Origin of the sequence: Streptomyces hygroscopicus subsp. hygroscopicus, assembly GCF_030269125.1 — a bacterium.
In the GTDB taxonomy this organism is placed as follows: Bacteria; Actinomycetota; Actinomycetes; order Streptomycetales; family Streptomycetaceae; genus Streptomyces; species Streptomyces hygroscopicus_C.
In genome coordinates this window covers 144,733-170,052 of record NZ_BSSM01000011.1, presented here as the reverse complement: position 1 = coordinate 170,052, position 25,320 = coordinate 144,733, and the positions used below count along the sequence as shown (strand labels likewise).

Sequence of the window (25,320 nt, the reverse complement as noted above, 5' to 3'; positions counted from 1 at the left end):
GCCGACGCGCCCCGGTCGGCCCCGGCCACCGGGTCCGGTGTTCAGGCGGTCGTTCCCGGGCCCGGCTCCGCGCCGACCGGTGCCACGGTCACTCCCCGTCCCCCTCCCGCGCAGCGCGCCGAAGGGGGATTCGGCGTGTGCCGATCCGGTCGAGCTGGGCGGCGGGGATCTCCTCGAACGCGGCGCGGCGGTCGACGCCGAGGGGGCGGACGTCCCGGGCGAAGCGGGCGAGGGCGGGGAAGCGCTCGGGGTCGGCGCCGAGGACGGCGACCCGGAAGTGTTCCATGCCCTGCTCGTGCTCCTGCGGCGGGACGGCGTTCCTCCCGGCCCTCGGAGGAGATCTGCGCGGCGAGGTCGACGACGACGCGGTGACAGCGGGCCGGGATCTCCTCGTCGGGCGGGCCCGAGGCGGGGAGCGCCTGGAGGATCTCCTCCATGGCCAGCCGGGAGCCGGCGCCGCTGGACGCGTGACGCTCCCAAGTCGTGGCCGGTCGGGGCTGCCGGCCGAACGCCCCGCGCGGGCGCAGCGCCAGGGCGGTGATGCGCTGATGCGCTGCCTCCAGTCGCCCTCGGGTCGGTGGCCCTCCATGGCGGCCGGCAGGATGCGGTCGGCGACTTCGCGCAGCAGTTCCGTCTTGTCGCGGAAGTGCCGGTAGAGGCAGGAGGAGTCGGTGCCGAGCACCGCGGCGAGACCCCGCACGCCGTGCGACTGGGTCACCAGCCATCCCGCCGCCCGGCTGCCCGCCGTCGGCGTCTCGGTGGAGCACCGGCTGCTCGCCCCGGGCACCCCGCTGCCGGCCGCCGCCGACGGCGTCTGGGACATACTGCGGCACGTCGTGGGCCACGCCGCGCGATGGGGCGTCGACCCGGCCCGGACGGCGGTGTCCGGCGAGAGCTGCGGCGCGCTGGTCTGCGCCCTCGCGGCGCTCCGGGCCAGGGGGGCCGGCCTGGACCTCAGGACGCAGGTGCTGGTCAACCCGGCCACCGACGTGACCGGCTCCATGCTCGAAAACCCTCGGTCGGCGAGTACGGGCAGGGCCCGGCCCTCTCCGTCCCCCTGCTGCGCCTCTTCCGGCGCCTCGCCCTCCCCCCCCCCCCCCCCCCCCCGGGGACCGATGCCCGCGCCCTCTCCCCCCTCTACCCCTGGAGTTCCTGCGCGCCGCGTTCGCCGCGTGAGGCGGGCCGGGAAGGCCCTCGCCCCCGGTCCGGGCAGTGGCCGGGCCGGGGGCGAGGGGAGGTGCGAGGAGAGGGGCAGCGGGGTCTGAAGGCCCTTCTCCTCGGGTTCGGGGTGCCTCGGGGTACGAGGCTCAGCCCATCTCCTCCAGCGTCTTGCCCTTCGTCTCCTTGACGAACTTCAGGACGAACGGGATGGAGAGGGCGGCGAACACCGTGTAGATGACGTACGTGCCGGAGAGGTTCCAGTCGGCCAGCGACGGGAAGCTCGCGGTGATCGCCCAGTTGGCGATCCACTGCGCGGCGGCCGCCACACCCAGCGCGGCGGCGCGGATCTTGTTCGGGAACATCTCGCCGAGCATGACCCAGACGACCACGCCCCACGACAGGGCGAAGAAGAGGACGAAGATGTGCGCCGCGATCAGGGCGACCCAGCCCTGCGTGGCGGGCAGTTTGCCGTCGACCAGGTGGTACGAGAACGCCCAGGCCTCCAGCGCCAGGCCGACGGCCATACCGATCGAACCGATGAGCGCGAGCGGCTTGCGGCCGATGCGGTCCACGAAGATCATCGCGATCACGGTGCCGACGATGTTGATGATGGACGTGGTGAAGGAGTAGAAGAACGAGTCCGTCGGGTCGACACCGACCGACTGCCACAGCGTCGAGGAGTAGTAGAACGCGACGTTGATGCCGACGAACTGCTGGAAGACCGACAGGCCGATGCCCACCCACACGATCGGCTTGAAGAAGAAGCCGCCGCCCAGCAGGTCCTTGAAGCTGGAGCGGTGCTCGCTCCTCATCGCGTGCTCGATGTCGGCGACGCGCTTGTCCAGGTCGGTGCCCTTGCCCTCGACCTCGGCCAGGATCTCCTTGGCGCGCTCACGCTTGCCGACGGACAGCAGGAAGCGCGGGGACTCCGGGATGGCGAAGGACAGCATGCCGTAGAGGACGGCCGGGACCACCATGACGCCGAGCATGACCTGCCAGGCCTCCAGGCCCATCAGGTGACCGCGCTGGTTGCCGCCGGCGGCATTCAGCAGGCCCCAGTTGACCAGCTGGGAGATGGCGATGCCGACGACGATCGCGGCCTGCTGGAAGGAGCCGAGCCGGCCCCGGTAGGCGGGCGGGGCGACCTCGGCGATGTAGGCGGGGCCGATCACCGAGGCCATGCCGATGGCGAAGCCGCCGACGATGCGCCAGAAGGCGAGGTCCCACAGCGCGAAGGGCAGCGCGGAACCGACGGCGCTGATGGTGAACAGCACGGCCGCGATCTGCATACAACGGATACGGCCGATCCGGTCGGCTATCCGGCCCGCGGTGGCGGCACCGATGGCACAGCCGATCAGGGCGACGGCGATGACCTGCGCGAGCCCGGCGGAGCCGATGTCGTAGCGGTCGCGGATGGCCTCGACGGCGCCGTTGATGACGGAGCTGTCGTAACCGAAGAGGAAGCCGCCCATGGCGGCGGCAGCGGCGATGAAGATGACATGCCCGAGATGTTCGGGATGAGCCGTGCCGGCTCCTGACTGAGGTGCCTGCGCTGTGCTGGTCACGTGAAACTCCTCGGGCCACGGCAACGCTGCCGGGTGGGGGGACGAGCCCTTCCAGGTCTCCAGTGGCGCATAGGTTTGCACCGCTTACACCTGAAGGTAAAAGCAACGTTGCAGAGACTATGCCTTCAAGTTTCGAAGTCAATAGCTTGAATGATGTGAGTTAGAAGATACGGCTGTTCGCTCTGTGTTCAAGAAGTGAACAGCGAGTGAGGCACCTCGATCGACCGGCTCAATGGATCTTGGAACAGGTCACCGCAGGCGCTGCGAGATGACCTTCGACACGCCGTCACCCTGCATCGAGACGCCGTACAACGCGTCGGCGACCTCCATCGTGCGCTTCTGGTGCGTGATCACGATCAGCTGCGAGGACTCCTGGAGCTCCTGCATGATCCGGATCAGCCGCTGGAGGTTGGTGTCGTCCAGGGCCGCCTCGACCTCGTCCATGACGTAGAAGGGACTCGGCCGGGCCTTGAAGATCGACACCAGCAGCGCGACGGCCGTGAGCGACCGTTCGCCGCCCGAGAGCAGGGACAGCCGCTTGACCTTCTTGCCCGGCGGCCGCGCCTCGACGTCGACGCCCGTGGTGAGCATGTGGTCGGGGTCGGTGAGCACGAGCCGGCCCTCGCCGCCCGGGAACAGCCGGCCGAAGACACCCTCGAACTCGCGCGCCGTGTCCCGGTACGCCTCGGTGAAGACCTGCTCGACCCGCTCGTCGACCTCCTTCACCACCTGGAGCAGATCGGCGCGGGTCTTCTTCAGGTCCTCCAGCTGCTCGCCGAGGAACTTGTGCCGCTCCTCCAGCGCCGCGAACTCCTCCAGGGCCAGCGGGTTGACCTTGCCGAGCTGCTGGTACGCCCGCTCGGCCGCCTTGAGCCGCTTCTCCTGCTCGGCCCGCACGAAGGGCCGCGGCTGGTTACGGGGGTGATCCGGGTCCTCCGGCAGCGTCTCGCCGTCGGCGGGGGGCGAGGGCGGCACGGGCTGATGCGGCCCGTACTCCCTTTCGAGGCCCGCCGGTTCGACACCCAGCTCCTCCAGCGCCCTGGTCTCCAGCTGCTCGATCCGCAGCCGCTTCTCCGCGCCGAGTACCTCGCCGCGGTGCACCGAATCCGTCAACTTGTCGAGTTCCGACTTCAGTTCACGTCCGGTGGTACGGGCGGCGGCCAGCTCCTGTTCGCGCCGCGCCTTGGCGGCCTCGGCGGCGGCGCGCTCCTGGTCGGCACGGGTGAGGGAGACCTCCACGTGCGCGAGCAGCTGGCGGGCGCCGTCGGCCACGGCCCGCGCGACGGCCGCCTCGTGCCGCAGCCGGGCCCGGCGCTGCTCGGCGCGCGCCCGCGCCTCGCGCTCCGCGCGGGCGGCCCGGTCCAGGGAGTCGGCCCGCCCCGCGAGTCCCTTGACCCGCTCCTCGTGGGTACGGACCTGGAGGCGGGCCTCCATCTCGGTCTGGCGCGCGTTGGCGCCGTCGGCGGAGAGCCGGTCGCGCACCGAGGTGTCCGGCTCCTCCTCCACCGGCGTCTCCTCGGCGACCGCGAGCCGCTCCGCGAGTTCCTCGGCCTCCCGCACAGCCTTGTCCAGCGCGTCCTGCGCCCGCGCCGCCGCCGCGGCGGACCGCTCGGCCTCACCGGCCGCGCCGCGCGCCTGGCCGGCGAGGCGGCCGAGTTGCTGGGCGACGGAGGACTTCTCCCTGTCGCAGGCCCGGCGCCGCTCCCCGATCTCCTCCACGAGGGCGGCGGCCTCGGCACGGCGTTCGGCCGCGGCGTGCTGCCGCGCGGCCAGCTCCGTACAGCGGACCGAAAGCTCCTCCAGCTCCGCGGCGGCCTCGTCCACGGCGGCCCGCGCCTCCAGCAGGCTGGGGGCGCCGGCCGAGCCGCCGTGGGCGAAGTGGGCGCCCAGGAGGTCGCCTTCCGCGGTGACGGCGGTGAGGTCCGGGTGGGCGTGGACCAGGTCTTCGGCGGCTTCCAGGGTGTCCACCACGACGATGCCGTGCAGGAGCCTGCGGATGGCGGGCATCAGGTCGGCCGGGGCCCGCACCAGGGTCTCGGCGAGGAGATGGCGTTCGGCGGGTGCGGGTGCTTCCGGAGCGGCCGCGAGGATCGTCTCCGGGGCCCCGGTGAGGATCAGGGCCGCCCTGCCCCCGTCCTGCTTGCGCAGGAGGCGGAGGGCTTCCGCGGCCGAGGCGGGGGTCGTCACGGCGACGGCGTCGGCGGCGGCTCCGAAGGCGGCGGCCAGGGGGACCTCGTAGCCCGGGGTGATGGTGAGGAGCTCGGCCACCGGACCCAGCAGGCCGGTGAGGTGGGCCTTGGAGTCGAGCAGTATGCCGGTGCCGTCCTTGCGGCGCAGGCCCAGGGCCAGTGCCTCGTGGCGGGCCTGGGTGGCGGCGCGGCGGCGCTCGGCGGTGGTGGCGGCCTCGCGGGCCTCGCTCAGGTCGGCCTCGGCGTCGGCCAGCCGCCGTCTCGCGGCCTCGTGGCGCTCGGCCAGGTCGGCGTCGCCGGCGTCGAGTCCGTCGACCTCGGTCTTGAGTGCCTCGTACTCCTCCTGGGCGCGCACCGCGCGTTCCTGTGCCTCGTCGCGGGCCGCGGCCAGCCGGTCGATCTCGGCCTGGGCCGCGGCGGCGCGCGAACGAGCCGCGCCCACCTGGCCGTTCAGCCGGGCCAGGCCCTCGCGGCGGTCGGCGATGGCGCGGGCCACGTCCTTGAGTCGGCGCTCCTCGACGGCCAGTTCCCGCTCCAGTTCGGCGCGGTGGGCGACCGTGTCGTCCAAGGCGTGCCGGGCCGCTTCCAGGGCGGCCTCCAGCTCGGCCTCCTGCTCGCGGACGCGGGCGGCCTCGCGCTCCAGGTCCTCGGGGTCGCGTCCCCGGCGCTCCTCGGGCGGCGCGGAGGTGGCGCTCTTGACCCGGGCGTCGGCCAGCGAGACGGTGCCGCGCACCCGCTCGGCCAGCTGGGACAGCTCGTACCAGGTCTGCTGGGCGCGCTGGAGGCGGGGCGTGAGCTGCCGGACCTCGTCCTCCAGGAGGGACTCGCGGTGCAGGGCCTTCCTCAGCTCCTGCTCGGCGGTCTCCTTGCGTTCCTTGAGGGCGGCCTCGTCGGCGATCTCGGCGCTGAGCGCCCGGCGCAGCCGTACGAGGTCGTCGGCGAGCAGCCTGAGACGGGCGTCGCGCAGGTCGGCCTGGATGACGGCGGCCCGGCGCGCGACCGCGGCCTGGCGGCCCAGCGGTTTGAGCTGGCGGCGCAGTTCGTCGGTGAGGTCCTGGACGCGGGCGAGGTTGGCCTGCATCGCGTCCAGTTTGCGCAGCGCCTTCTCCTTGCGCCTGCGGTGCTTGAGGACGCCGGCCGCCTCCTCGATGAAGGCGCGGCGGCCCATGGGGTCGGCGTGCAGCACCGAGTCGAGCTGGCCCTGGCCGACGATGACGTGCATCTCGCGGCCGATGCCGGAGTCGGAGAGCAGTTCCTGGATGTCGAGGAGGCGGCAGGTGTCACCGTTGATCTGGTACTCGCTGCCGCCGTTGCGGAACATGATCCGCGTGATGGTGACCTCGGCGTACTCGATGGGCAGCGCGCCGTCGGAGTTGTCGATGGTCAGGGACACCTCGGCGCGGCCCAGCGGGGGGCGCCCGGTGGTGCCGGCGAAGATGACGTCCTCCATCTTGCCGCCGCGCAGCGACTTGGCTCCCTGCTCGCCCATGACCCAGCTCAGCGCGTCCACCACATTGGACTTGCCCGAGCCGTTCGGTCCGACGACGCACGTGATCCCGGGTTCGAACCGGAGCGTGGTCGCCGAGGCGAACGACTTGAAGCCGCGCAGGGTCAGGGCCTTGAGGTGCACGCCGCCGGACTTTACCGGCCGCCGCTATCTCACTCCATGAACCCTCGCAACCGCGCGGTTTCACCGGTCGACATCCAGGGCACACCAGATGTTGAAGAAGGTGAAAGGATGCGGGGGGAAGAAAGAAGGGACGCCGAAGCGTCCCTTGCCATTCTGGTGGACGACCTCGGATGCCGGTCGTCCGAACTGCTGAGCGGTTGATACGGGCTGCCCAACCACTGCTGCTGTCGTGGAGCGATGCAGCGATCAGGTGAGCGCAGGCTCCGCCTGGTGTGCGTCGATGCTCTCCATGATCCTGTCCTGAGACGCGGCAGCCGTCAGCGCGTCGTTCTCCGCCTGGATCCTGACCAGCTCGGACTCCAGGTCCTGGACGCGCTGCTGCAGCCGTCGCATCTCGGCGAGGAGTCGAGGGTCGGAGCCGCCGACGTAACCGAGAAGCGCCTTTGCCATGATGGATGGTCCTCCACACTGAGTGACCGACCGATGCGGTGTGGGTCGTGAGGGATTCGCACCCGCGGTGCTTGGCACATCCGAGTGTTGCTCTGCTGTTGCTCCATGCCAAACAGCTAAGGTGCGCGGGGCTTTCAGCGTCTCACCAAAAAGTTTGACGGTCAACACGATCACACCCCGTATTGGCGGGCGGACCGGGGCGCGCGGCCGGGAACGCGGCGGCGCAGCGAGTCGTCCGGGCCCTGGGGGCGCAGCGATCAGCTGTACTTGCGGAGCCTGCCATGCCGCGCCCTCCTTGGCAACCACCAGGCGATTTCCGCTCCGGACCCCCGTGACGCGGGGTGCGGGGACCCCGGCGCGGCGGCTCCGGCTCAGCGGACCGCGAAGCCGTCGTAGCCGCCGCGAGGTGTGTCCCAGATCTCGGTGACGCCGTCCACGCGGCCGGGCGTGTCGCCGCCCGTGAGCCAGTCCAGCAGCCCCTCGCAGCCCTCCCGCGCGCCCTCGGCGACGACCTGGACCCGGCCGTCCGCCAAATTGAGAGCAAAACCACTCAGGCCGCCGATCTCCAGCGCCTTGGCACGGGTGAACCAGCGGAATCCCACGCCCTGTACGTGTCCACGCACCCAGGCGATCAGTCGCACATCCTCGCTCATGGGTGCAACCTAACCGGCCCGTGTCGTCCGGGACACATCGCCTCCGAACGGCATGAGGTACCGTCCGCACGCGGGCACCTTCCAGACAAAACCACTCGATCGAGTGGTTCGGGTTGGCCAGAAGCACCAAGAAAGTACGAGGAAGAGGGCAAGGGCATGGGACGCCACCGACGCTCGGACGCCGGCCGCGCCGCGGACGGCGACGACCCGCGCGCCTCCGCCGCCGGGAGCGACGGTTCGCCGTCCGCGTCCACGGCGCCGATACCGATGGGCACGGCGCCCTATCTGAACCCGGAGGCGTACGCGGCGGCGAAGGCCAGGGCGGACGCGTACCTCTTCGCGGCCGAGCCGGGGGAGCCGGGGGAAGCGTTCTCGGCGGACGCGGCGGACGCGGGCGCGGGCCCCGGTCCCGACGCCCCCGGGTACCCGGACGAGGCCCCCTCCCGCGGCCTGGGGCAGAAGCAGGCCGGGCGGGCGGTGAGCATGACGCTGCTCGGGCTGTCCGTGGCCGTCGCCCTGGGCACCGCCGCGGTGGCCGCGGGCGTCGTCCCGGGTTTCCAGGGCTACCGGCTCGGTGGCGGCACCCACGCGACCGGCGACGACCGGGTCCGGGCGGCGGGCTCCCCCAGCAACACGGACGACGCCCAGGGCGGCACGTCGGGCAGCGCCGGCGACGGCATCGGCGGCACGGCTCCGGGAGGGGGCGCCGTACGGCCCTCCTCCCCCGCCACCCCGACGGCGTCCTCCTCGCCGACGCCCGCGAAGTCCCCCTCGGTCTCCGCTTCGCCGACTCCCCCGAAGAAGCCGACCGCGCCGGCCTCGCACCCGAAACCCACCGCCGGCGGGAGCGCCCCGGCAGCCCCGGCCACCGCGAAGCCCGAGCCCTCGCCCACCGGGGCGAAGCCCGGCCCGGCCCCTCGTACGAGTCCCACGGCGACCAAGGCGCCCGCCCCGACCGCCCCGGCCGTGACGGTCTCCGCGCAGGCCGCCGCCGAGGCGCAGGTGCTGAAGCTGGTCAACGACGAGCGGGCCAAGGTGGGCTGCAGCGCGCTGTCGGCGAACTCCGCGCTGACGAACCTGGCCGAGTCGTTCAGCGACGCCATGGCGGCGCGGGGCTTCTTCTCGGACACCGATCCGGACGGCAGGTCGCCGTGGGACCGGGCGAGGGCGGCCGGTGTCACCGGACTCGGCGCGGAGAACATCGCCCGCGGGCCGGCCGACCCGGCGGCCGTGGTGAAGGCATGGATGGACAGCCCCGAGCACCGCGCCAACATCCTGAACTGCGGTTTCAACACGCTCGGCGTCGGTGTCCACTTCGGCGCGGGCGGGCCGTGGTGGACCGAGGAGTTCGGCTCCTGAGCCGACCCCCGCCACCCGGCGGTGTCACGCGGCGGCACGCCCCCGCGCGAAGGTCCGCGCCGTCTGGGTCACCCGGCGCCCGAGGTGCTCGGCCGTGGCGACGTCCGCCTTGTGCACACCCTCCGGGCCCCGGTCGGTGTCGGTCTGGGCGGCGGCGCCGGCGAAGAAACCGAGCCGGTTGAGGTCGTTCTCGGAGGCGGTGCTGCTGTTCCAGCCCGGGAGCAGGCCGAGGTTGACCCAGTGCATGCCGTGCTGGGCGGCGAGCGTCTGGAAGAACTGGAGCGTGTGCAGCTTGTCGCCGCTCTTGGAGCCCGAGTTGGTGAAGCCGGCGGCCAGCTTGTCCTGCCAGTCCTGGCCGGCCCAGCGCGAGGACGTCGCCTCGCCGAACACGTGGAAGGCGCCGGAGGCGGTGCCCATGTAGGTGGGCGAGCCGAAGACGATCGCGTCCGAGCGGTCCAGTATCCGCCACTGCTCCTCGGTGATCTCGTCGACCTTGATCAGGTGCACCTCCGCACCCGCCTCGACGGCACCGGCGCGGACGGCCTCGGCGAGGACGGCGGTGTGGCCGTAGCCGGAGTGGTAGGCGATGGAAAGGACAGGGGTGGTCATGACTCTCCTCGAAAGGGCAGCTCAAAAGCAGTGACGAAAGGAAAGCACTAACTTGAAGTTAGTGCAACCTGCCAGTAAGCGCTGCCTGGGCGTACCCTTGTCGCATGACCGCCTGTCCCCAGGAGCCCGACGAGCTCGCGTACAACGTCTTCGCCAAGGCATGCCCCTCCCGCGGCACGCTCGAGCACGTCACGGGCCGCTGGGGCGCGCTGACCCTCGGCGCGCTGTCCGAGGGCTCACTGCGCTTCAACGAGCTGCGCCGCCGCGTCGACGGGGTGAGCGAGAAGATGCTCTCCCAGACCCTGCACGCGCTGGAGCGGGACGGCCTGGTGCACCGCGAGGCCCAGCCGACCAATCCGCCGCGCGTCGACTACGAGCTGACCCCGCTCGGCCACGACGTCGCCGGACGCCTCCTCGCACTCATCCAGTGCGTGGAGGGCGCCATGGACGAGGTGCTGGCCGCCCGCGAGCGTTACGACGAGACGCGCGGCGCCCGCTGACACTTCGGGCAGAAGTAGCTGGAACGGTTCATCCACGGGCGGCGCCGGATGGGGGTGCCGCAGCGGCGACAGGGTTCGCCCTCGCGGCCGTAGGCGTCCAGCGAACGGTCGAAGTAGCCCGACTCCCCGTTGACGTTGACGTAGAGGCTGTCGAAGCTGGTGCCGCCGACGGCGAGGGCCGCGTTCATCACATCCCGGATGTGGCCGAGGAGTTCGGCGGTGACCGGGCGGGTGAAGTTCGCGGTCGGGCGCTCGTAGTGGACGCGGGCCCGCCAAAGGGCCTCGTCGGCGTAGATGTTGCCGACGCCGCTGATCAACGACTGGTCCAGCAGGGCCCGTTTGACGGTCGTGCGCTTGCGGCGCAGCGCCTGGTGGAAGGCGTCGTCGTCGAACAGCTCGTCGAGGGGGTCGCGGGCGATGTGCGCGATGACGTCCGGCAGGCCGTCGGGCGTGTTGTCGTGCAACGACAGCCCGCCGAAGGTGCGTTGGTCGACGAACCGCAGCTCGGTGCCGAGCGAGTCGGCGAACCGGATCCGGATGCGCAGGTGCTTCTCGTCCGCCGCCTCACTCGGCTGCACCAGCAGCTGTCCGCTCATCCCGAGGTGGGCGAGCACCGACTGGTTGGTCTCCTCCAGCGGCAGCCACAGGTACTTGCCGCGCCGGCTGGGGTCGCCGATGTGATGCCCCTTGAGCCGGTGCGCGAAGTCCTCGCCCCCGGCCACGTGCCGGCGTACGGCGCGCGGGTGCAGCACCTCGGTCTCCGCGACGGTGCGATGGGCCACCCACCGCGCCAACCCCCGCCGGACGACCTCGACCTCGGGCAACTCGGGCATCTGGACCCCCGTGAAAAGGCGCTGGATGAAGCGAGCGCCCGCCCCCGTCCGAAACGGTGGGGCGGGCGCTCGGTGAAACTGTCGTCAGGCGGTGGCGGACGACGTGTCGTCGTCCCTGAAGGCTTGCGCGACGGCCTGCTTGGCCTCCGCCGCCGCCTTCACGCGCTCGTCCGCGGCGGCCTTGATGGCACGCCACGCGGACTCGGCGGCCTGTTGCTCCGCCTCCTTCTTGCTGCGGCCGGTGCCGGTGCCGTACGAGACGCCTCCGACGCGGGCGGCAGCAGTGAAGGTCTTCTCGTGGTCGGGGCCGGTCTCCGTGACCAGGTACTCGGGCACGCCGAGCCCCTCGATCGCGGTCAGCTCCTGGAGCGACGTCTTCCAGTCCAGGCCGGCGCCCAGGTTGGAGGACTTCTCGATCAGCGGGTCGAAGAGCCGGTGCACCAGCTCGGACGCCGCGTCGAGGCCCTGGTCGAGATAGACCGCGCCGATCACCGCTTCAAGGGTGTCGGCGAGGATGGACGCCTTGTCCCGGCCACCCGTGCCCTCTTCACCCCGGCCGAGCCGGATGAAGGCGCCGAGGTCGAGGCCGCGCCCCACCTCCGCCAGCGCACGCGAGTTGACCACCGCGGCCCGCAGCTTGGCCAGTTGGCCCTCGGGCAGGTCGGGGTGGGTGCGGTACAGCGTGTCCGTGACGACGAGGCCGAGCACGGAGTCCCCGAGGAACTCCAGCCGCTCGTTCGTCGGCAGACCGCCGTTCTCGTACGCGTAGGAACGGTGGGTGAGCGCACGCACCAGAAGGGCGGACTCGACCTGGTAGCCGAGCCGCCCTTCCAGAACCGTGTGGGACGAGGCCTGCGGACTACCCCCGCGCTGGCGGGGACTAGCGGCTTTCGCGTCTGTCATCGGGCCTCTCACCAACCGCTCAGACTTCGAGGACCTGGCGCTTGTTGTAGGTGCCGCAAGACGGGCACGCGATGTGCTGCTGCTTGGGCTCGTGGCAGCGCTCGCACGCAACCAGGGTGGGGACCGCAGCCTTCCACTGCGACCGGCGGTGGCGCGTGTTGCTGCGCGACATCTTCCGCTTCGGAACAGCCACGGCTACTTCTCCTGCTTCTCGTCGACGCCCGCTTCGGCGCCGCTCATCTCGTCCTTCTCGCCGTCCGACATGGTGCCGGCGAGTCCCTGCAAAGCCGCCCAACGGATGTCGACGGCGTCATGGTGGTGGTCCGGGTCGTCCGCGAGCCGGGCTCCGCACTCGGAGCACAGACCCGGGCAGTCTTCCTGGCACACCGGCTGCATCGGCAGTGCGAGCACCACCGCATCGCGCAGCACAGGTTCGAGGTCGATCAGACCGTCCTCGATGAAGAGCCTGTCCTCGTCGTCCTCGGCGTCGTCGCCCGGTTCCGCGATCACACGGCCCCGGTCGTCGGCGTCAGGGTACGAGAACAGCTCCTGGAAGTCCGCTTCGAGCTCCAGCTCGACCGGCTCCAGACACCTTACGCACTCCCCCTTGGCCGTTGCACGGGCGGTGCCTGTGACGAGCACCCCTTCCATGACCGACTCAAGCCGGAGTCCGAGTTCCATCGGGGCGCCTTCCGGCACCTCGACGACTCCCTGGATACCGAGATCCCCGGGGGCGTCGATCTCGCGGGTCAGGCGCTGCAGCGCACCAGGACGCCGACCCAGCTCGTGAGTGTCGAACACGAGGGGGTTGCGGTGGTCGAGGCGGGCGTTGGAAGCCATTCCTGCTTTCGATCTACGAACTCGAAGGGACACCGCCCGACGGTGTTTCCGGACGGCGGCGATCGCGGACGGCTCCGTACTCAAGCGTCAGGGCACGCGCGACCGAAGAGCCAGGATACTGGACCTTGCGCTCAGGTCCCAATCCGGGTCGGTTCAGCGGGAACCGCGGCCCTGCTCGTAGGCCCGCAGCTGCTCCGCGCTGATCATGCTGGTGTCGAAGAGGCTGGTCTCGTCCAGCGCGTAGTCCTGCTGCGACTGGGGCTGCTGCGGCGGCTGGGCCGGCTGTTGCTGGGGGTCGTAGGCGGGCTGCTGGGGGTAGCCGCCCTGGTAGCCGTAGGAATCGGTCTGCTGGTACCCGTAGGCGTCCTGCCGGCCGTAGGCGGGCTGCTGCGGGAAGCCGGTGTAGGCGGCCTGCTGCTGGTCGTAGGCCCCGTAGGCGGGCTGCGGCTCGTACGCGGGCTGCTCGGGCCGCGGGTCGTACGTCGGCTGCTCGGGCCGGGACTCGTACGCCGGCGGCTCCGTCCGCCGGCGCTGGGGCTCGGCCGGGGCGTCCGCGAGGGCGGCCAGGTCGGCGAGGTAGTCGGCGTCGCTGGAGTGCTGGAAGGTCGTGGTGTCGTCGGCGAGGGCGCCGAGGTCGTCGGTGGCGATCCGGCCGTGCAGCTTCTGGCGGCCGCGGCCGACCGCCTCCAGGGTCTTGGCGAGCACCGCCTCGAAGGCGCCCAGCTTGGTGTCCACGTACGTGTCGGCGTCGCGCCGCAGGGTCTCGGGGTCCAGGCTGCGCTCGGGGGCGTCCTCGTCCTCGTAACCGTTCTCGTCCAGGCCGGGGCCGGTGCCGAGGAGCTTCTCGCGGCCGCGGCCCACCGAGCCGAGGGTCTTGGTGAGGACGACCTCGAAGTTGGCCAGCTTGGAGTCGACGTAGTCGTCGGCCTCGGCGCGGACCTCCTCGGCCTCCTGGCGGGCCTCGGCGAGGATCCGGTCGGCCTCGGCCTGGGAGCGGCGGGCGATCTCGGTTCCGGAGACCAGCGAGCCCCGCTCGGCGTGCGCGCTCTCGATGATCCGCTCGGCCTCCTGGCGGGCCTGCTCGACCATCTGCTCACGGTCGCCGATCAGCTCCTGCGCCTGCGCGAGGGAGCCGGGCAGCGCCTGGCGCACCTCTTCCAGCATCGCGAGCAGCTCGGCGCGGTTGATCACGCAGGACGCCGACATGGGCATGGCCCGTGCGCCGGCGACCGCCGAGACGATCTCGTCGAGCTTCTTCTGCACGTCCACCTGTGCTCGCCACTTCCTACAGCCGGATCGGAGACGGACGGGACGACTGTAGTCCCAAGTCCCATCAGTCCTTGCGCAGCCGCCTCTTGAGGGCGGCGAGGACCTGCGGCGGCACCAGGTGGGAGACGTCGCCGCCCCACGCCGCGACCTCCTTGACGAGCGAGGAGGACAGGAAGCTGTAGGTGGGGTTGGTCGGCACGAACAGCGTCTCGACGCCGGTGAGGCCGTTGTTCATCTGGGCCATCTGCAGCTCGTAGTCGAAGTCGCTGACGGCGCGCAGGCCCTTGACGATGGCCGGGATGTCGCGCTGCTTGCAGAAGTCCACGAGGAGGCCGTGGTGGGACTCCACCCGTACGTTGGCGTACTCGGAGGTGACGTCGCGGATCAGCTCGATCCGCTCCTCGACCTCGAACAGGCTCTTCTTGGACTGGTTGATCATCACCGCGACGTAGACCTCGTCGTACAGCCGGGAGGCTCGGGCGATGATGTCGAGATGTCCGTTGGTGATGGGGTCGAACGACCCGGGACAGACGGCGCGGCGCACTTGAGATCCCTCGCTCTCCGGTCCGGTCATCGTGCGTCTTCGCACGTAGAGGCGGCGCGACCGTACCAAAACGTTCCCTCGCCGTAGCGACGGGACCGGATCGGTTCGAAACCGTCCGGCCACCGGAATTCGCCGCCTCTGGTGCTGCGCTCCACGGTGACCAGCGCGTCCTGCGTGAGCCACCCCTCCGAGCGGAGTGTGAGGAGAATCTCGCGAAGATCGTCGTCCGTGACCGCGTAGGGCGGATCGAGGAAGACCAGGTCGTACGGGGCGGCGGGGGGCGCGGTCCTGATGACTTGTTCGGCTTTGCCCGATCTGACCTCGGCGCCGGGGAGGCCCAGGTTCCGCACGTTCTCGCGGACCGTCCTCGCGGCGCGGGGGTCGGCTTCGACCAGGAGGGTGTGACTCGCGCCGCGGGAGAGGGCTTCGAGGCCGACGGCGCCGGAGCCGGCGTAGAGGTCGAGGACGCGTTCGCCCTCCAGGGGGCCGCCGAGGAGGGACTGCCAGGTGGAGAAGAGACCTTCGCGTGCGCGGTCCGAGGTCGGCCGGGTTCCTGTGCCGGGCGGTACGGAGAGGCGCCGTCCGCCTGCCTTGCCGGCGATCACGCGGGTCATCTTCGTTCCTTGTTCGGGGGCGGTTGCCGATCCAGTCTGGCAGGCCGCGCCCCGTGGTCGCTCGCGCCCGCGCGGCGGCGGCCGCATGTCACATACTGCCCCGCTCCCCCGCGGGGCGCCTCAGCCCTTTTCCAGGTACTGCTCCCTCTCCTCGTCCAGCAGCGCGTCCAACGCTGTCCTGAGGCCCGGCAGATGCTCCATGTCCGGGTCCGCCGCGACCACCGCCGTCGCCTCCTGCCGCGCCTGCGCGATGACCTCCTCGTCCTCGATGACCGCGAGGACGCGGAGGCTGGAGCGGGCGCCGGACTGGGCCTGGCCGAGGACGTCGCCCTCGCGGCGTTGTTCGAGGTCGATGCGGGAGAGTTCGAAGCCGTCGAGGGTGGAGGCGACCGCGTTCAGCCGCTGGCGGGCGGCGCTGGCCTCGGGCATCTCGGTGACCAGGAGGCACAGGCCGGGTGCCGAGCCGCGGCCGACGCGCCCGCGCAGCTGGTGGAGCTGGGAGACGCCGAAGCGGTCGGCGTCCATGATGACCATCGCGGTGGCGTTCGGGACGTTCACGCCCACCTCGATGACCGTGGTGGCGACCAGGACGTCGGTCTCGCCGGCGGCGAAGCGGCGCATCACCGCGTCCTTGTCGTCGGGGTGCATCCTGCCGTGCAGCACCTCGACCCGCAGCCCCTGGAGGGGGCCCTTCGCCAGTTGTCCGGCCACGTCGAGGACGGCCAGCGGGGGGCGCTTCTCGGCCTCGTCCTCGGGGGACTTCTTCTCGCCCGCCTTCTTCGGGCCGGCCGCTTCGTCGATGTCGTCACCGATGCGGGGGCACACGACGTACGCCTGGTGGCCGTTCGCCACCTCCTCGCGCACCCGCTCCCAGGCGCGGGCCAGGAAGTGCGGCTTGTCGGCGGCCGGGACGACATGGCTGGCGATCGGGGAGCGGCCCGCCGGGAGCTGGTCGAGGACGGAGGTCTCCAGGTCGCCGAAGACGGTCATGGCGACGGTGCGCGGGATCGGGGTGGCCGTCATGACGAGGAGGTGCGGGGGCTGTTTGCCCTTGCCGCGCAGGGCGTCGCGCTGCTCCACGCCGAAGCGGTGCTGTTCGTCCACGACGACCAGGCCGAGGTCGTGGAACTGGACCTTGTCCTCGATCAGGGCGTGGGTGCCGATGACGATCCCGGCCTCGCCGGTGGCCAGGTCGAGCAGGGCCCTGCGGCGGGCCGCGGCGCCCATGGAACCGGTGAGCAGCACCACCCTGGTGGCGTTCTCGGTGCCGCCCAGCATGCCCCCCTCGGCCAGGTCGCCCATCATCTCCGTGACCGACCGGTGGTGCTGCTGGGCCAGCACCTCGGTGGGCGCGAGCATCGCGGCCTGCCCGCCCGCGTCGACCACGGCGAGCATGGCGCGCAGGGCGACCAGCGTCTTGCCGCTGCCCACCTCGCCCTGGAGCAGCCGGTGCATGGGGTGTTCGGTGGCCAGGTCGGCGAAGATCTCACGGGAGACCTTCTGCTGGCCCTCGGTGAGGGTGAAGGGAAGCCGGTCGTCGAAGGCGGTGAGGAGGCCGTCGGCCCCGGGGCGGCGGGGGACGGCCGGGAGCAGGGCGTCGGCGTGCCTGCGGCGGGCCAGGGCGACCTGGAGGACGAATGCCTCGTCCCACTTCAGGCGGGCGCGGGCGTCGGCGATGTCGGCCTTGGTGTGCGGGCGGTGGATCCTGAGCAGGGCCTCGGGGAGCGGGAGCAGGCCGCGGCCCTCGCGCAGGGCGGGCGGCAGCGGGTCGACGGCGTCCTGGGCGGCGGGCAGGACGGTCTGCACCGCCTTGCCGATCTTCCAGGACTCCAGTTTGGCGGTCGCCGGGTAGATCGGGATCAGGGCGCCCGCCCAGGCCTCGACGGTCTCCTCGCCGTCGCCGCGCAGCAACTCGTAGGCCGGGTGGGCGAGCTGGAGGCGGCGGTTGAAGACGGAGACCTTGCCGGCGAACATCGCGCGGGTGCCCGGCAGCAGGTCCTTGTGGGGCTTGTGCACGCCGTTGCCGAAGAAGACCAGCTGGAGGCGGCCGCTGCCGTCGGTGATCGTGACCTCCAGGCGCTGGCCCTTGCCGCGGGGCGCCCGGGAGGAGGCGAAGGTGTGCAGGCGGGCGTCGGCGACCTGGGCGACCACGGTGACGTGCTCGTCCATCGGGAGGTCGGCGAGGTGGGTGAGCTGGCCGCGCTCCTCGTACCTGCGCGGGTAGTGGTGCAGGAGGTCGCCGACGGTGTGCAGGCCGAGGTGCTCGGCCATCACCTTCGCGGTGGCGGGGCCGAGCACTGACCTCAGGGGCTGTCTCAGTGGTTCTTCCAGTGCGGGCACGGCATCCATTGCACACCACCGCACCGACATTGCCGTAGAGCGGTGCCCCGGGGATTCGTCCCGAGATGCCGTACAGGTCCTGGAAACCCCTGGTCAGGCTCCCGGATTCGGCCCTAGGATGGCGCGCTCCGGCCATCCTTCGCGGTCACCGCCCTGGCAGCGGGACCGCCCGACCCCGCGCCGAAACGCGTCCCCTCCGGCGCAGTGACGATGGACTCCCAGACCTCACAGTCATCCCAGACGCCCCATCCGCCTCTTCCCCCTCACAGCTTCCAGGTCGACCTGCGCGGCCTGGTCGACCTGCTCTCCCATCACCTCTACTCCAGTCCGAAGGTCTACCTGCGCGAGCTGCTCCAGAACGCCGTGGACGCCGTCACCGCCCGGCGGGCCGAACAGCCCGACGCGCCGGCGCTGGTCCGGCTGCGCACGGCGGACGGCGTCCTGTGCGTGGAGGACAGCGGCATCGGGCTCACCGAGTCGGACGTGCACGAACTGCTGGCCACCATCGGGCGCAGCTCCAAGCGCGCCGAGGGCCTCCAGGAGGCCCGCTCCGGCTTCCTCGGGCAGTTCGGCATCGGTCTGCTCGCCGCCTTCGTGGTCGCCGAGCGGATCCGGGTGGTCAGCCGCAGCGCCCGTACGCCGGACGCTCCGCCGGTGGAATGGACGGCGCGCGACGACGGCTCGTACACCGTGCGGACGCTCCCCGACGCGGCGCGGCCCGAGCCCGGTACGACAGTGCGGCTGACGGCGCGGCCCGGGGCAGCCGAGTGGCTCGCGCCCGAGCGGGTCCGCGCGCTGGCCCGGGACTTCGGCGCGCTGCTGCCGTACGACGTCCGGGTGGACGAGGAGCCGATAGGCGAGCTGCCCGCGCCGTGGGACCGGCCGTATCCGAGCCCCGGCGCCCGCCGGGTGGCGCTCGCCCGGCACTGCCACGAGCAGTTCGGGTTCACCCCGCTGGACTCGATCGACCTGGACGTACCGCTGGCCGGGGTCCGCGGGGTGGCCTATGTGCTGCCGTCGGCGGTGAGCCCGGCTCAGCGGGCGACGCACCGGGTGCATCTGAAGGGCATGCTGCTGACCGAGCGGGCCGAACAGCTGCTGCCCGACTGGGCGTTCTTCGTGCGCTGCGTGCTGGACACCGACAGTCTGCGGCCCACGGCCTCGCGCGAGTCGCTGTACGAGGACGAGACCCTGGCCGCCGTGCGGGACGCGCTCGGTGAGCGGATCCGGGCCTGGCTGACCGGGCTCGCGGCCGGTGATCCGGAGCGGCTGGCCGCGTTCCTCGCGGTGCACCACCTGGGCGTGAAGTCGCTGGCGCGGCACGACCGCGGGATGCTGCGCACGATGCTGCCGTGGCTGCCGTTCGAGACGACCGACGGACGGCTGTCGCTGGAGGAGTTCGCGCGCCGGCACCCGGTGGTGCACTTCACGCGCAGCGTCGAGGAGTTCCGGCAGGTCGCGCCGATCGCCTCGGCACAGGGCGTGGGCGTGGTCAACGGCGGTTACACGTACGACAGCGAGCTGATCGAGGCGCTGCCGTCGGTGCGGCCGGGGACGGTGGTCGCCGAGCTGGACGCGGACACCGTGACCGCGCATCTGGACGGGGTCGACCCGGGCGTGGAGCTGGCGCTCACCGGGTTCCTGGCGGCCGCGCGGGCGAGGCTGGACCCGCTGGGCTGCGATGTCGTGCTGCGCGCCTTCCATCCGCTGTCGGTGCCCGCGCTGCACCTGGACGACCGGTCGGCGCGGCACGAGCAGGCGCGTGCGGCCGCCGAGGAGCGGGCCGACGACCTGTGGGCGGGCATCCTGGGCTCCCTGCGCGGCAGCGCGCCCCGGGCCCGGCTGGTGCTCAACCACCTCAATCCGCTGATCCGCAGGATCGGTTCGCTGGACGACCCGGAACTGATCGGCACCGCGGTCGAGTCGCTGTACGGGCAGGCGCTGCTGATGGCGCAGCGGCCCCTGCGGCCCGCGGACTCCGCGCTGCTCAACCGGGCGTTCGGCGATCTGCTGGAGTGGGCGACGCGAGGGGGAACGGATGGCTGAGATCAGGGACCTGGCGGAGCTGCGCCGGGCGATGGCGGAGAACGCCGAGCAGCCGGAGGGCCCGGCCCGCAACGCCCGCGCGGAGCAACTGCTCACGGCGGCCGAGGGGTTGGACGTCCCGCTGGCCGTGATCGAGGCGCTCGGGCACCAGCTGAACGTCTACAACTACAGCTCCGAGAAGGACAAGATGTTCGTCCCCTTCGCGCGGCTGCTGCGGATGTGGGACGAGCGGCCCGAGGACTTCGACGCGTACGAGACGCACTCGCTGCACTGGTTCTTCAAGTGGATGTCGGCGGGCATGCTGGACCAGCCGCACGTCCCGCTCGCCTCGATCGAGAAGTGGCTGGGCGAGATGGAGCACCGCTACCGGCTCGCCGGGCACTCCGAACGGGCCGTGCGCAGCGCCGAGTTCAGTGTGGCCGCGCACATCGGGGACCTGGCGCGGGCGGAGCGGGCGTACGCGGCGTGGCTGGCCGCGGACCGGGACGAGATGGCCGACTGCCATGCCTGCGAGCTGCTCGGGCAGGGCCTGTGGCAGGTGGAGACCGGCCGGGACGCCGAGGCGCTGGAGCTGTGGCGGCCGGTGCTGGAGGGCGAGTTCACCTGTGCGCACGAGCCGCACGCGGTGCTCGCCGCCTCGCTGGCCCCGCTGCTGCGGCTCGGCCGGACGGAGGAGGCCCGCGCGCACCATCTGCGGGGGCTCAGGCTGGTGCGGCCCATGGAAAGCATGCGGGGCGCGTACGCCGAGCACGTGGAGTTCTGCGCGCTGACCGGCAACGAGGCTCGCGGTCTCGAACTGCTGGCCGAGCGGCCCGCGTACTTCACGGACACCGGGCATCCGCGCAGCCGACTGGACTTCCTGGCCGTGGTGACCCTGCTGACCGAACGCCTGACCGAACTGGGCCTCGGTCACGAGCGGGTGCCGGGCCCGGCCGGGCGCGCCTGGACGGCCCGGGACCTCGCGGCCCACGCCCGCACGGAGGCGCTGGCCCTGGCGGAGCGCTTCGACGCGCGCAACGGCACGTCGTACGTCGGTGACCGGGCACGGGCGCGGATGGCCGGGCGGCCGCTGGTGGAGCGCCTTTCGCTGGGCGTGCGCACCCCCCGCCCGGTCCCGCCGCCCGCTCCCCCGGCGCCGGCCACCGCCGCCGCACCCGACCTGCCCGCGCTCCTCGCCGAGGCGCACCGGCTGGCGGACGGCCTGCGCCCAAACGCGCTGGAGGCATGGGCCGCGGTGGCGCGCGCCGCGGGCGACACCGAGCTGGCGCCGCGCGACCGTGCGGAACTCGCCGACCACGAGGCCATGGCCCGGGGCCCCGAGGGCGCCGAGCTGTTCGAACGGGCGGCCGAGCTGTACGTGGCGGCGGGCGATCCCGGCGAGGCCCTGGCCGCACGGGCCAGGGGCGCCTACTTCCGGGCGCTGCGGGGCGAGGCGGACGCGGCCCTGACCGCCGTAACCGGCCTGTACGACGAGGTCCGCGCGATGCACGCCGCCGAGGCGACCGGGGTACGGCAGACCGCGGCCGTGCTGATGAGCAGGGCGCGGATCCTGATGCACCGGGCGCGCGCCGGGGGTTCTCCCGAGGACGCGGGCGCCGCCGTGCGCGAGGTGCTGGCCCTGGTCGAGGGGCACGGCACGCGGGACGTGCGGTTGGCGGCTCGGGCCGGCGAGGCCTGGGGCATGCTGGCCGAGCTGGCCGGGACGGCCGGGGACGGCGCGCGGGCGACGGAGCTGCTCCGGCGGGCCGCCGAGGAGTACGTGCGCGCCGGACTGCCGTGGTGCGCGGTGGAGTACGAGGTACGGCTCGCGGCGCTGGCCGAGGAGGCCGGTGACCGGGACGGGGCCGAGCGGGCGCTGCGGGCGGCGCTGGAGCACGGCGGGCCGTACGTGGAACCGGCCGGTCGTGCCCAACTGCACCTGCGGATAGCCGAGTCGGCGGCCGCGCGCGATGACGCCGCGGAGGCCGGGGCGCATGCGCTGGAGGCCACGCACTGGGCCGACGAGGCCGGGGAGTCCGGCACGCTCGGGGCCTGGGCGCGGCAGCGGCTGGGCGGTCACCTGCTGCGGCAGGGGCGGTGCGCGGAGGCGGCCGAGGTGCTGGAGTCGGCGCTGGCCGACCTGCGCGCCGAGACGCACGGCGAGGAGGCCGTCGTCCAGGCCCGCTGGTGGCTCGGGGACTGCCTGGAGGAGCTGGGCGAGCACCGGGCGGCGGCGGAGCAGCGGCTGCTGGCCGCCGACATCGCCCGGCACTGGTCCGACCAGCGGGACCACGCCACGCTCGCCCACCTCGCCGCCGACGCCCTCGGCAACGCGGGCCTGGTGGCGGAGGCCGACCAGGCGTACGCCCGCGCGGGCGAGCTGTGGCGCTCCCTCGGCAGACCGCACCTCCTCGTCCGCTCCCTGCGGGCCCGCGCGTGGCTGGCGCTGAGCGAGGACGCCACGGCGGCCGCGGGGTTGATGACCGAGGCCGTGGAGGCGTGCGAGCGCGCGCGGGAGGCCGCGGCGGACCCCGCGACCCGGAACGAGCTGACGGCCGAACTGGCCCACACCCACCGCCAGTTCGGCGATCTCCTCACTCAGGGCGCGAACCCCGGCGACGCGCCGGCCCACCTCGAACGGGCCGTCGCCCTGTTCGGCTCGCTGGGCGCGGACGGGCTGCACGACCGCACCGGCGCCGAACTCACGGCGGGCCGGCTCGCCGCCGAACTGGGACGCCCCGAGGAAGCGGCGGCCCGTGCCCGCGCCGTCCTCGCGGCCTACGCGGACACGGGTGACGACGACGAGACGGTCCGCGCACGCCGCGCGGAGGCCACCCGGCTGCTCGCCACGGAGGAGTGACCCGGGACCGCCGCGCGCACGCCGCCCCGGCGAGCGCCGCGCCTCCCGCGGCCGCGTCCCACCGCACGCAGGCCGGCCACCACCCCGGTCCGAACCGACGCCCGCCCCACGCGCTCACCGTGCGGCGGCGCGCGGCACCCCCCGTACCCGGGTCTCCGGACGGCCGAGGCGCCCCGGACGCCCCGCCACCGCGCCCGGACGGACCGGCAGCCCGGACCGACGAGCCGGCCCCGCGCTCATTCCACCCCGATGAGCAGCAGCGCCCCCTGGCCGCCGCCCCGGTACACCGCCGTGTCCACGGCCAGGTAGGACTCCCGTACCCGGGTCTCCAGGCGGCCGGCGACGGTTTCGGGGGCCTCGTCGCCGACGACGAGGGTGACGAGTTCGCCGCCGGCCTGGAGCATGCGGTCCAGGACGGTCTCGGCGGTGGTGGCGACGTCCGTGCCGATCACCGCCACGTCGCCGTCGATCAGGCCGAGGACGTCCCCGGCCTGGCAGATGCCGGCCGTCGTCCAGGACTGGCGTTCGGCGACGACGACCTCGCCGTAGCGGGTGGCGCCCGCGGCGGAGGTCATCTGGACGACGTCCTCGTCGAACCGGCGGCCGGGCTCGTGCACCGCGAGCGCCGCGATGCCCTGGACCGCCGAGCGGGTCGGGATCAGCGCCACCCGGACGCCCTCGGTACGGGCCTGCTCGGCCGCCGCGGCCGCGGTGTCGCGCAGCTCGGCGTCGTTGGGCAGCAGCACGACCTCGCGCGCGTGGGCCCGCCGTACCGCCGCCAGCAGCTCCCCGCTCGCGGGCGGCTCCCCGGGGCGCGCGAGCACCGTGGTCGCGCCGGCCTCCGCGTACAGCCCGGCCAGGCCCTGTCCCGGAACGACGGCCACGACGGCCCGCTGGGCCCGCTCGCGCGGGGGGCGCGGGCCACCGGTGTGCACGTCCCCCGCCCCGAAGTGCGTGATCCGGATCCGGTAGGGCCGCCCGGCCTCCACCCCCGCCTCCACGGCGGCGCCCGCGTCGTCCACGTGCACATGGACGTTCCACAGCCCGTCGCCGCCGACGACCACCAGGGAGTCGCCGAGGGAGTCCAGGCGGGCGCGGAGCCGGGTCACGGCCACGTCGTCGGCCTCCAGGAGGTAGATCACCTCGAAGGCGGGACCGCCGTCCTCGGCCGCTTCGGCGCAGGCTGCGGCGTCGGGCAGGGCTCGCGGGGCCTGGGCGGTGGTCTCGCGCACGGCCTCTCCGGGCCCCTCCCCCGTACACGCCTCCACCAGCGCGCCCAGCACCGCCACCAGCCCGCTGCCCCCCGCGTCGACCACTCCGGCCCGCGCCAGGACGGACAGCTGGGCCGGGGTCGCCGCCAGGGCGGTGCGGGCGCCCTCGTAGGCGGCTCGGGCCACCGTCCCGCAGTCGCCGTCCGCGCGCTCGGCGGCGTCGGCGGCGGCCGAGGCGACCGTCAGCACCGTGCCCTCGACGGGATGGGCCACGGCCTGCCGGGCGGAATCGGCGGCCCGGCGCAGCGCGAGCCGCAGCGCGGGCCCGTCGCAGCGCGGCTCCGCGCCGTCCCCCGCGAGCACCTGGGCCATGCCGCGCAGCAGCTGGGCGAGGATCGTGCCGGAGTTGCCCCGGGCACCGATGAGCGCACCGTGGGCCATCGCGCGCACCGCGTCCTGGAGGGACGGCTCGGCGGGCTCCGTCTCGTACCCCGCGAACACGGCCTCCACGGCCGTCGCGGCGGACTCCAGGGTCAGATAGAGATTGGTCCCGGTGTCGCCGTCGGCCACCGGATAGACGTTGATCGCGTCGATCTCCTCGCGCGCCCGCCCCAGGGCGCGCAGGGCCAGACCGCACCAGGTGCGCACCCCGAGACCATCGAGAAATGTCCCCGGCACCTGCGCCACCTGCGCCTCCCTGAGCTGGCTTGACGTGGTCGCAGCGTAGACCCCGGGACGGTGCCCGCCGGAAGTGGGCCGGGGGCGGGGACCCCCGCGGTCATGGTAGTTTCGCTCTACCGACGCAGGCTTGCTATGCTGCTCCGGTTGCCCGATCTGATCGGGCTTTTCCCCTGGCAACGCCACTCAGATCTCAGGTCGTACGATCTCGATCCCGGCAAGCCGGGATTATCCGTAAGTGCATCTGAAGTCTTTGGAGTGACCCGTGGCTGCCAACTGCGACGTCTGCGGCAAGGGGCCGGGCTTCGGCAACAACATCTCGCACTCGCACCGCCGTACGTCCCGCCGCTGGAACCCGAACATCCAGCGTGTGCGTACCGTGGTGGGCGGGACGCCGAAGCGCGTGAACGCTTGCACCTCGTGCATCAAGGCCGGCAAGGTCTCGCGCTGACGCTACAGCTGAGCGCGCGGCCACTGCCTGGTTCGCTGCACTGAGCCGGTCCACCTCAGGGTGGACCGGCTTTTTGCCGTACCCGGAAACGGGCGCCCCTCCCGGTGACACTCCCCGCCCTCAGCCCGTCGGCATGCCGATCCCCCTGCCCTCAAGGGCGGAACGCAGCGCGGCGAGGGCGTGCGCGGCCGCTGCCACCGACGAGGCGTCGAGCGCCCCTCCCACCAGCTCGGCCAGCCCCGCGCCGAACGTCTCCTCCGCCGCTTCGACGAGCCGGACGCCTTCATCGGTCAGGGCCAGCAGCGAGGAACGGCGGTCGGCCGGATTCGGGGCCCGGACCGCCCAGCCCAGCCTCTCCAGCCGGTCGACGCTCTTGCTCGTCGCCCCGATGCCGATGGCGAACTCGGCCGCGAGATCCGCCACCCGCGCCCGCGGATGGTCGCGCAGGTAGCGCAGGACCTCGAACTGGGAGGTCACGATCCCGTGCCGGGCGCGCAGCAGGTCGTTCAGGGCGTTGTACAGCCGCGTCTCGCAGCGCACCAGGTCGGAGAAGAGATCCGGGAGGACGGAGGCGTCGCCTGTCGTTTTATATTCCACGGCATATAGTGTAGAGGCAGCTATCAGGAGGGGGAACAT

The 25,320-nt window shown here is 72.8% G+C and carries 20 protein-coding genes and 2 pseudogenes; 6 read left to right on the top strand and 16 right to left on the bottom strand.

Going from position 1 to position 25,320, the window contains the following annotated elements; translation table 11 throughout:
• Window positions 1-88: 88 nt before the first annotated feature.
• Window positions 89-721: pseudogene (locus QSK45_RS24135) on the bottom strand (TetR/AcrR family transcriptional regulator).
• On the opposite strand from QSK45_RS24135, the pseudogene QSK45_RS24130 reads away from it, so the two are divergent.
• Window positions 705-1,141, top strand: a pseudogene (locus QSK45_RS24130) (alpha/beta hydrolase); the annotation flags it as partial. The pseudogenes QSK45_RS24135 and QSK45_RS24130 overlap by 17 nt on opposite strands.
• A 166-nt stretch (window positions 1,142-1,307) precedes the next feature.
• On the opposite strand, the gene QSK45_RS24125 reads toward QSK45_RS24130, so the two are convergent.
• From QSK45_RS24125 to QSK45_RS24110, 4 genes are all read right to left on the bottom strand, one after another.
• Window positions 1,308-2,726: a sugar porter family MFS transporter gene (locus tag QSK45_RS24125; protein ID WP_285560234.1), complete on the bottom strand. Its 1,419-nt coding sequence runs from the start codon at window positions 2,724-2,726 to the stop codon at window positions 1,308-1,310.
• A 249-nt stretch (window positions 2,727-2,975) separates the two neighbouring features.
• Entirely contained in the window at window positions 2,976-6,545 is a 3,570-nt protein-coding gene (gene smc / locus QSK45_RS24120; RefSeq protein ID WP_285560223.1) for a chromosome segregation protein SMC, read from the bottom strand.
• Between the two features lie 246 nt (window positions 6,546-6,791).
• A complete protein-coding gene (locus QSK45_RS24115) occupies window positions 6,792-6,995 on the bottom strand; it encodes a hypothetical protein (protein ID WP_023546484.1) in 204 nt (67 codons plus the stop codon).
• Between the two features lie 371 nt (window positions 6,996-7,366).
• A complete protein-coding gene (locus tag QSK45_RS24110; RefSeq protein WP_285560218.1) occupies window positions 7,367-7,648 on the bottom strand; it encodes an acylphosphatase in 282 nt (93 codons plus the stop codon).
• Window positions 7,649-7,804: 156 nt separating this feature from the next.
• Here QSK45_RS24110 and QSK45_RS24105 point away from each other — a divergent pair, with 156 nt between their 5' ends.
• Complete coding sequence (locus tag QSK45_RS24105) at window positions 7,805-9,007, top strand: CAP domain-containing protein (RefSeq protein WP_285560216.1); 1,203 nt, start codon at window positions 7,805-7,807, stop codon at window positions 9,005-9,007.
• Window positions 9,008-9,031: 24 nt separating this feature from the next.
• Here QSK45_RS24105 and QSK45_RS24100 read toward each other — a convergent pair whose 3' ends face one another.
• Window positions 9,032-9,616: a flavodoxin family protein gene (locus tag QSK45_RS24100; RefSeq protein ID WP_285560214.1), complete on the bottom strand. Its 585-nt coding sequence runs from the start codon at window positions 9,614-9,616 to the stop codon at window positions 9,032-9,034.
• Window positions 9,617-9,720: 104 nt separating this feature from the next.
• Here QSK45_RS24100 and QSK45_RS24095 point away from each other — a divergent pair, with 104 nt between their 5' ends.
• Window positions 9,721-10,116 carry a winged helix-turn-helix transcriptional regulator gene (locus QSK45_RS24095; RefSeq protein ID WP_285560212.1) on the top strand — a complete coding sequence of 132 codons (396 nt, stop codon included), beginning with the start codon at window positions 9,721-9,723 and terminating at the stop codon, window positions 10,114-10,116.
• Here the strand turns inward: QSK45_RS24095 and mutM are convergent.
• From mutM to recG, 8 genes are all read right to left on the bottom strand, one after another.
• On the bottom strand, window positions 10,089-10,949 hold the full coding sequence (gene mutM, locus QSK45_RS24090) for a bifunctional DNA-formamidopyrimidine glycosylase/DNA-(apurinic or apyrimidinic site) lyase (RefSeq protein WP_285560210.1): 861 nt from the start codon (window positions 10,947-10,949) through the stop codon (window positions 10,089-10,091). The two genes, QSK45_RS24095 and mutM, sit on opposite strands and share 28 nt — an antisense overlap.
• An 84-nt stretch (window positions 10,950-11,033) precedes the next feature.
• The gene (rnc, locus tag QSK45_RS24085) at window positions 11,034-11,852 is read right to left on the bottom strand and encodes a ribonuclease III (protein ID WP_285560208.1); all 819 of its coding nucleotides are present in this window, start codon (window positions 11,850-11,852) and stop codon (window positions 11,034-11,036) included.
• 19 nt (window positions 11,853-11,871) lie between these two features.
• The gene (gene rpmF / locus QSK45_RS24080; RefSeq protein ID WP_003951102.1) at window positions 11,872-12,045 is read right to left on the bottom strand and encodes a 50S ribosomal protein L32; all 174 of its coding nucleotides are present in this window, start codon (window positions 12,043-12,045) and stop codon (window positions 11,872-11,874) included.
• Window positions 12,046-12,047: 2 nt separating this feature from the next.
• Window positions 12,048-12,692, bottom strand: a complete 645-nt coding sequence (locus QSK45_RS24075) for a YceD family protein (RefSeq protein ID WP_285560206.1) — start codon at window positions 12,690-12,692, stop codon at window positions 12,048-12,050.
• A gap of 153 nt (window positions 12,693-12,845) precedes the next feature.
• Window positions 12,846-13,961 carry a F0F1 ATP synthase subunit B gene (locus QSK45_RS24070; protein ID WP_285560204.1) on the bottom strand — a complete coding sequence of 372 codons (1,116 nt, stop codon included), beginning with the start codon at window positions 13,959-13,961 and terminating at the stop codon, window positions 12,846-12,848.
• Between the two features lie 64 nt (window positions 13,962-14,025).
• Window positions 14,026-14,505, bottom strand: coding sequence for a pantetheine-phosphate adenylyltransferase (gene coaD, locus QSK45_RS24065; RefSeq protein ID WP_285560495.1), 480 nt, complete (start codon window positions 14,503-14,505; stop codon window positions 14,026-14,028).
• A gap of 26 nt (window positions 14,506-14,531) precedes the next feature.
• On the bottom strand, window positions 14,532-15,119 hold the full coding sequence (gene rsmD / locus QSK45_RS24060) for a 16S rRNA (guanine(966)-N(2))-methyltransferase RsmD (RefSeq protein ID WP_285560202.1): 588 nt from the start codon (window positions 15,117-15,119) through the stop codon (window positions 14,532-14,534).
• A 120-nt stretch (window positions 15,120-15,239) separates the two neighbouring features.
• Window positions 15,240-17,468: an ATP-dependent DNA helicase RecG gene (gene recG, locus QSK45_RS24055; RefSeq protein ID WP_285560200.1), complete on the bottom strand. Its 2,229-nt coding sequence runs from the start codon at window positions 17,466-17,468 to the stop codon at window positions 15,240-15,242.
• 201 nt (window positions 17,469-17,669) lie between these two features.
• Here recG and QSK45_RS24050 point away from each other — a divergent pair, with 201 nt between their 5' ends.
• Together QSK45_RS24050 and QSK45_RS24045 are read left to right on the top strand one after the other, a co-directional pair.
• Window positions 17,670-19,505, top strand: a complete 1,836-nt coding sequence (locus QSK45_RS24050; RefSeq protein WP_285560489.1) for an HSP90 family protein — start codon at window positions 17,670-17,672, stop codon at window positions 19,503-19,505.
• Window positions 19,498-22,344, top strand: coding sequence for a tetratricopeptide repeat protein (locus QSK45_RS24045; RefSeq protein WP_285560198.1), 2,847 nt, complete (start codon window positions 19,498-19,500; stop codon window positions 22,342-22,344). The genes QSK45_RS24050 and QSK45_RS24045 overlap by 8 nt, the downstream gene beginning before the upstream one ends.
• A gap of 236 nt (window positions 22,345-22,580) precedes the next feature.
• On the opposite strand, the gene QSK45_RS24040 is transcribed toward QSK45_RS24045, so the two are convergent.
• The gene (locus tag QSK45_RS24040; protein WP_285560197.1) at window positions 22,581-24,242 is read right to left on the bottom strand and encodes a DAK2 domain-containing protein; all 1,662 of its coding nucleotides are present in this window, start codon (window positions 24,240-24,242) and stop codon (window positions 22,581-22,583) included.
• A gap of 256 nt (window positions 24,243-24,498) precedes the next feature.
• Between QSK45_RS24040 and rpmB the strand changes: the two genes are divergently transcribed.
• Window positions 24,499-24,684: a 50S ribosomal protein L28 gene (gene rpmB / locus QSK45_RS24035; protein ID WP_003993230.1), complete on the top strand. Its 186-nt coding sequence runs from the start codon at window positions 24,499-24,501 to the stop codon at window positions 24,682-24,684.
• A gap of 120 nt (window positions 24,685-24,804) precedes the next feature.
• On the opposite strand, the gene QSK45_RS24030 is transcribed toward rpmB, so the two are convergent.
• Window positions 24,805-25,281, bottom strand: coding sequence for a MarR family winged helix-turn-helix transcriptional regulator (locus QSK45_RS24030; protein ID WP_285560194.1), 477 nt, complete (start codon window positions 25,279-25,281; stop codon window positions 24,805-24,807).
• Window positions 25,282-25,320 lie beyond the last annotated feature (39 nt).

What these genes read in the sequence shown, in the direction of transcription:
- QSK45_RS24115 (WP_023546484.1), bottom strand. Translation starts at nt 6,995, where the DNA reads ATGGCAAAGGCGCTTCTCGGTTACGTCGGCGGCTCCGACCCTCGACTC.
- QSK45_RS24110 (WP_285560218.1), bottom strand. Translation starts at nt 7,648, where the DNA reads ATGAGCGAGGATGTGCGACTGATCGCCTGGGTGCGTGGACACGTACAG.
- QSK45_RS24105 (WP_285560216.1), top strand. Translation starts at nt 7,805, where the DNA reads ATGGGACGCCACCGACGCTCGGACGCCGGCCGCGCCGCGGACGGCGAC.
- QSK45_RS24100 (WP_285560214.1), bottom strand. Translation starts at nt 9,616, where the DNA reads ATGACCACCCCTGTCCTTTCCATCGCCTACCACTCCGGCTACGGCCAC.
- QSK45_RS24095 (WP_285560212.1), top strand. Translation starts at nt 9,721, where the DNA reads ATGACCGCCTGTCCCCAGGAGCCCGACGAGCTCGCGTACAACGTCTTC.
- mutM (WP_285560210.1), bottom strand. Translation starts at nt 10,949, where the DNA reads ATGCCCGAGTTGCCCGAGGTCGAGGTCGTCCGGCGGGGGTTGGCGCGG.
- rnc (WP_285560208.1), bottom strand. Translation starts at nt 11,852, where the DNA reads ATGACAGACGCGAAAGCCGCTAGTCCCCGCCAGCGCGGGGGTAGTCCG.
- QSK45_RS24075 (WP_285560206.1), bottom strand. Translation starts at nt 12,692, where the DNA reads ATGGCTTCCAACGCCCGCCTCGACCACCGCAACCCCCTCGTGTTCGAC.
- rsmD (WP_285560202.1), bottom strand. Translation starts at nt 15,119, where the DNA reads ATGACCCGCGTGATCGCCGGCAAGGCAGGCGGACGGCGCCTCTCCGTA.
- recG (WP_285560200.1), bottom strand. Translation starts at nt 17,468, where the DNA reads ATGGATGCCGTGCCCGCACTGGAAGAACCACTGAGACAGCCCCTGAGG.
- QSK45_RS24050 (WP_285560489.1), top strand. Translation starts at nt 17,670, where the DNA reads ATGGACTCCCAGACCTCACAGTCATCCCAGACGCCCCATCCGCCTCTT.
- QSK45_RS24045 (WP_285560198.1), top strand. Translation starts at nt 19,498, where the DNA reads ATGGCTGAGATCAGGGACCTGGCGGAGCTGCGCCGGGCGATGGCGGAG.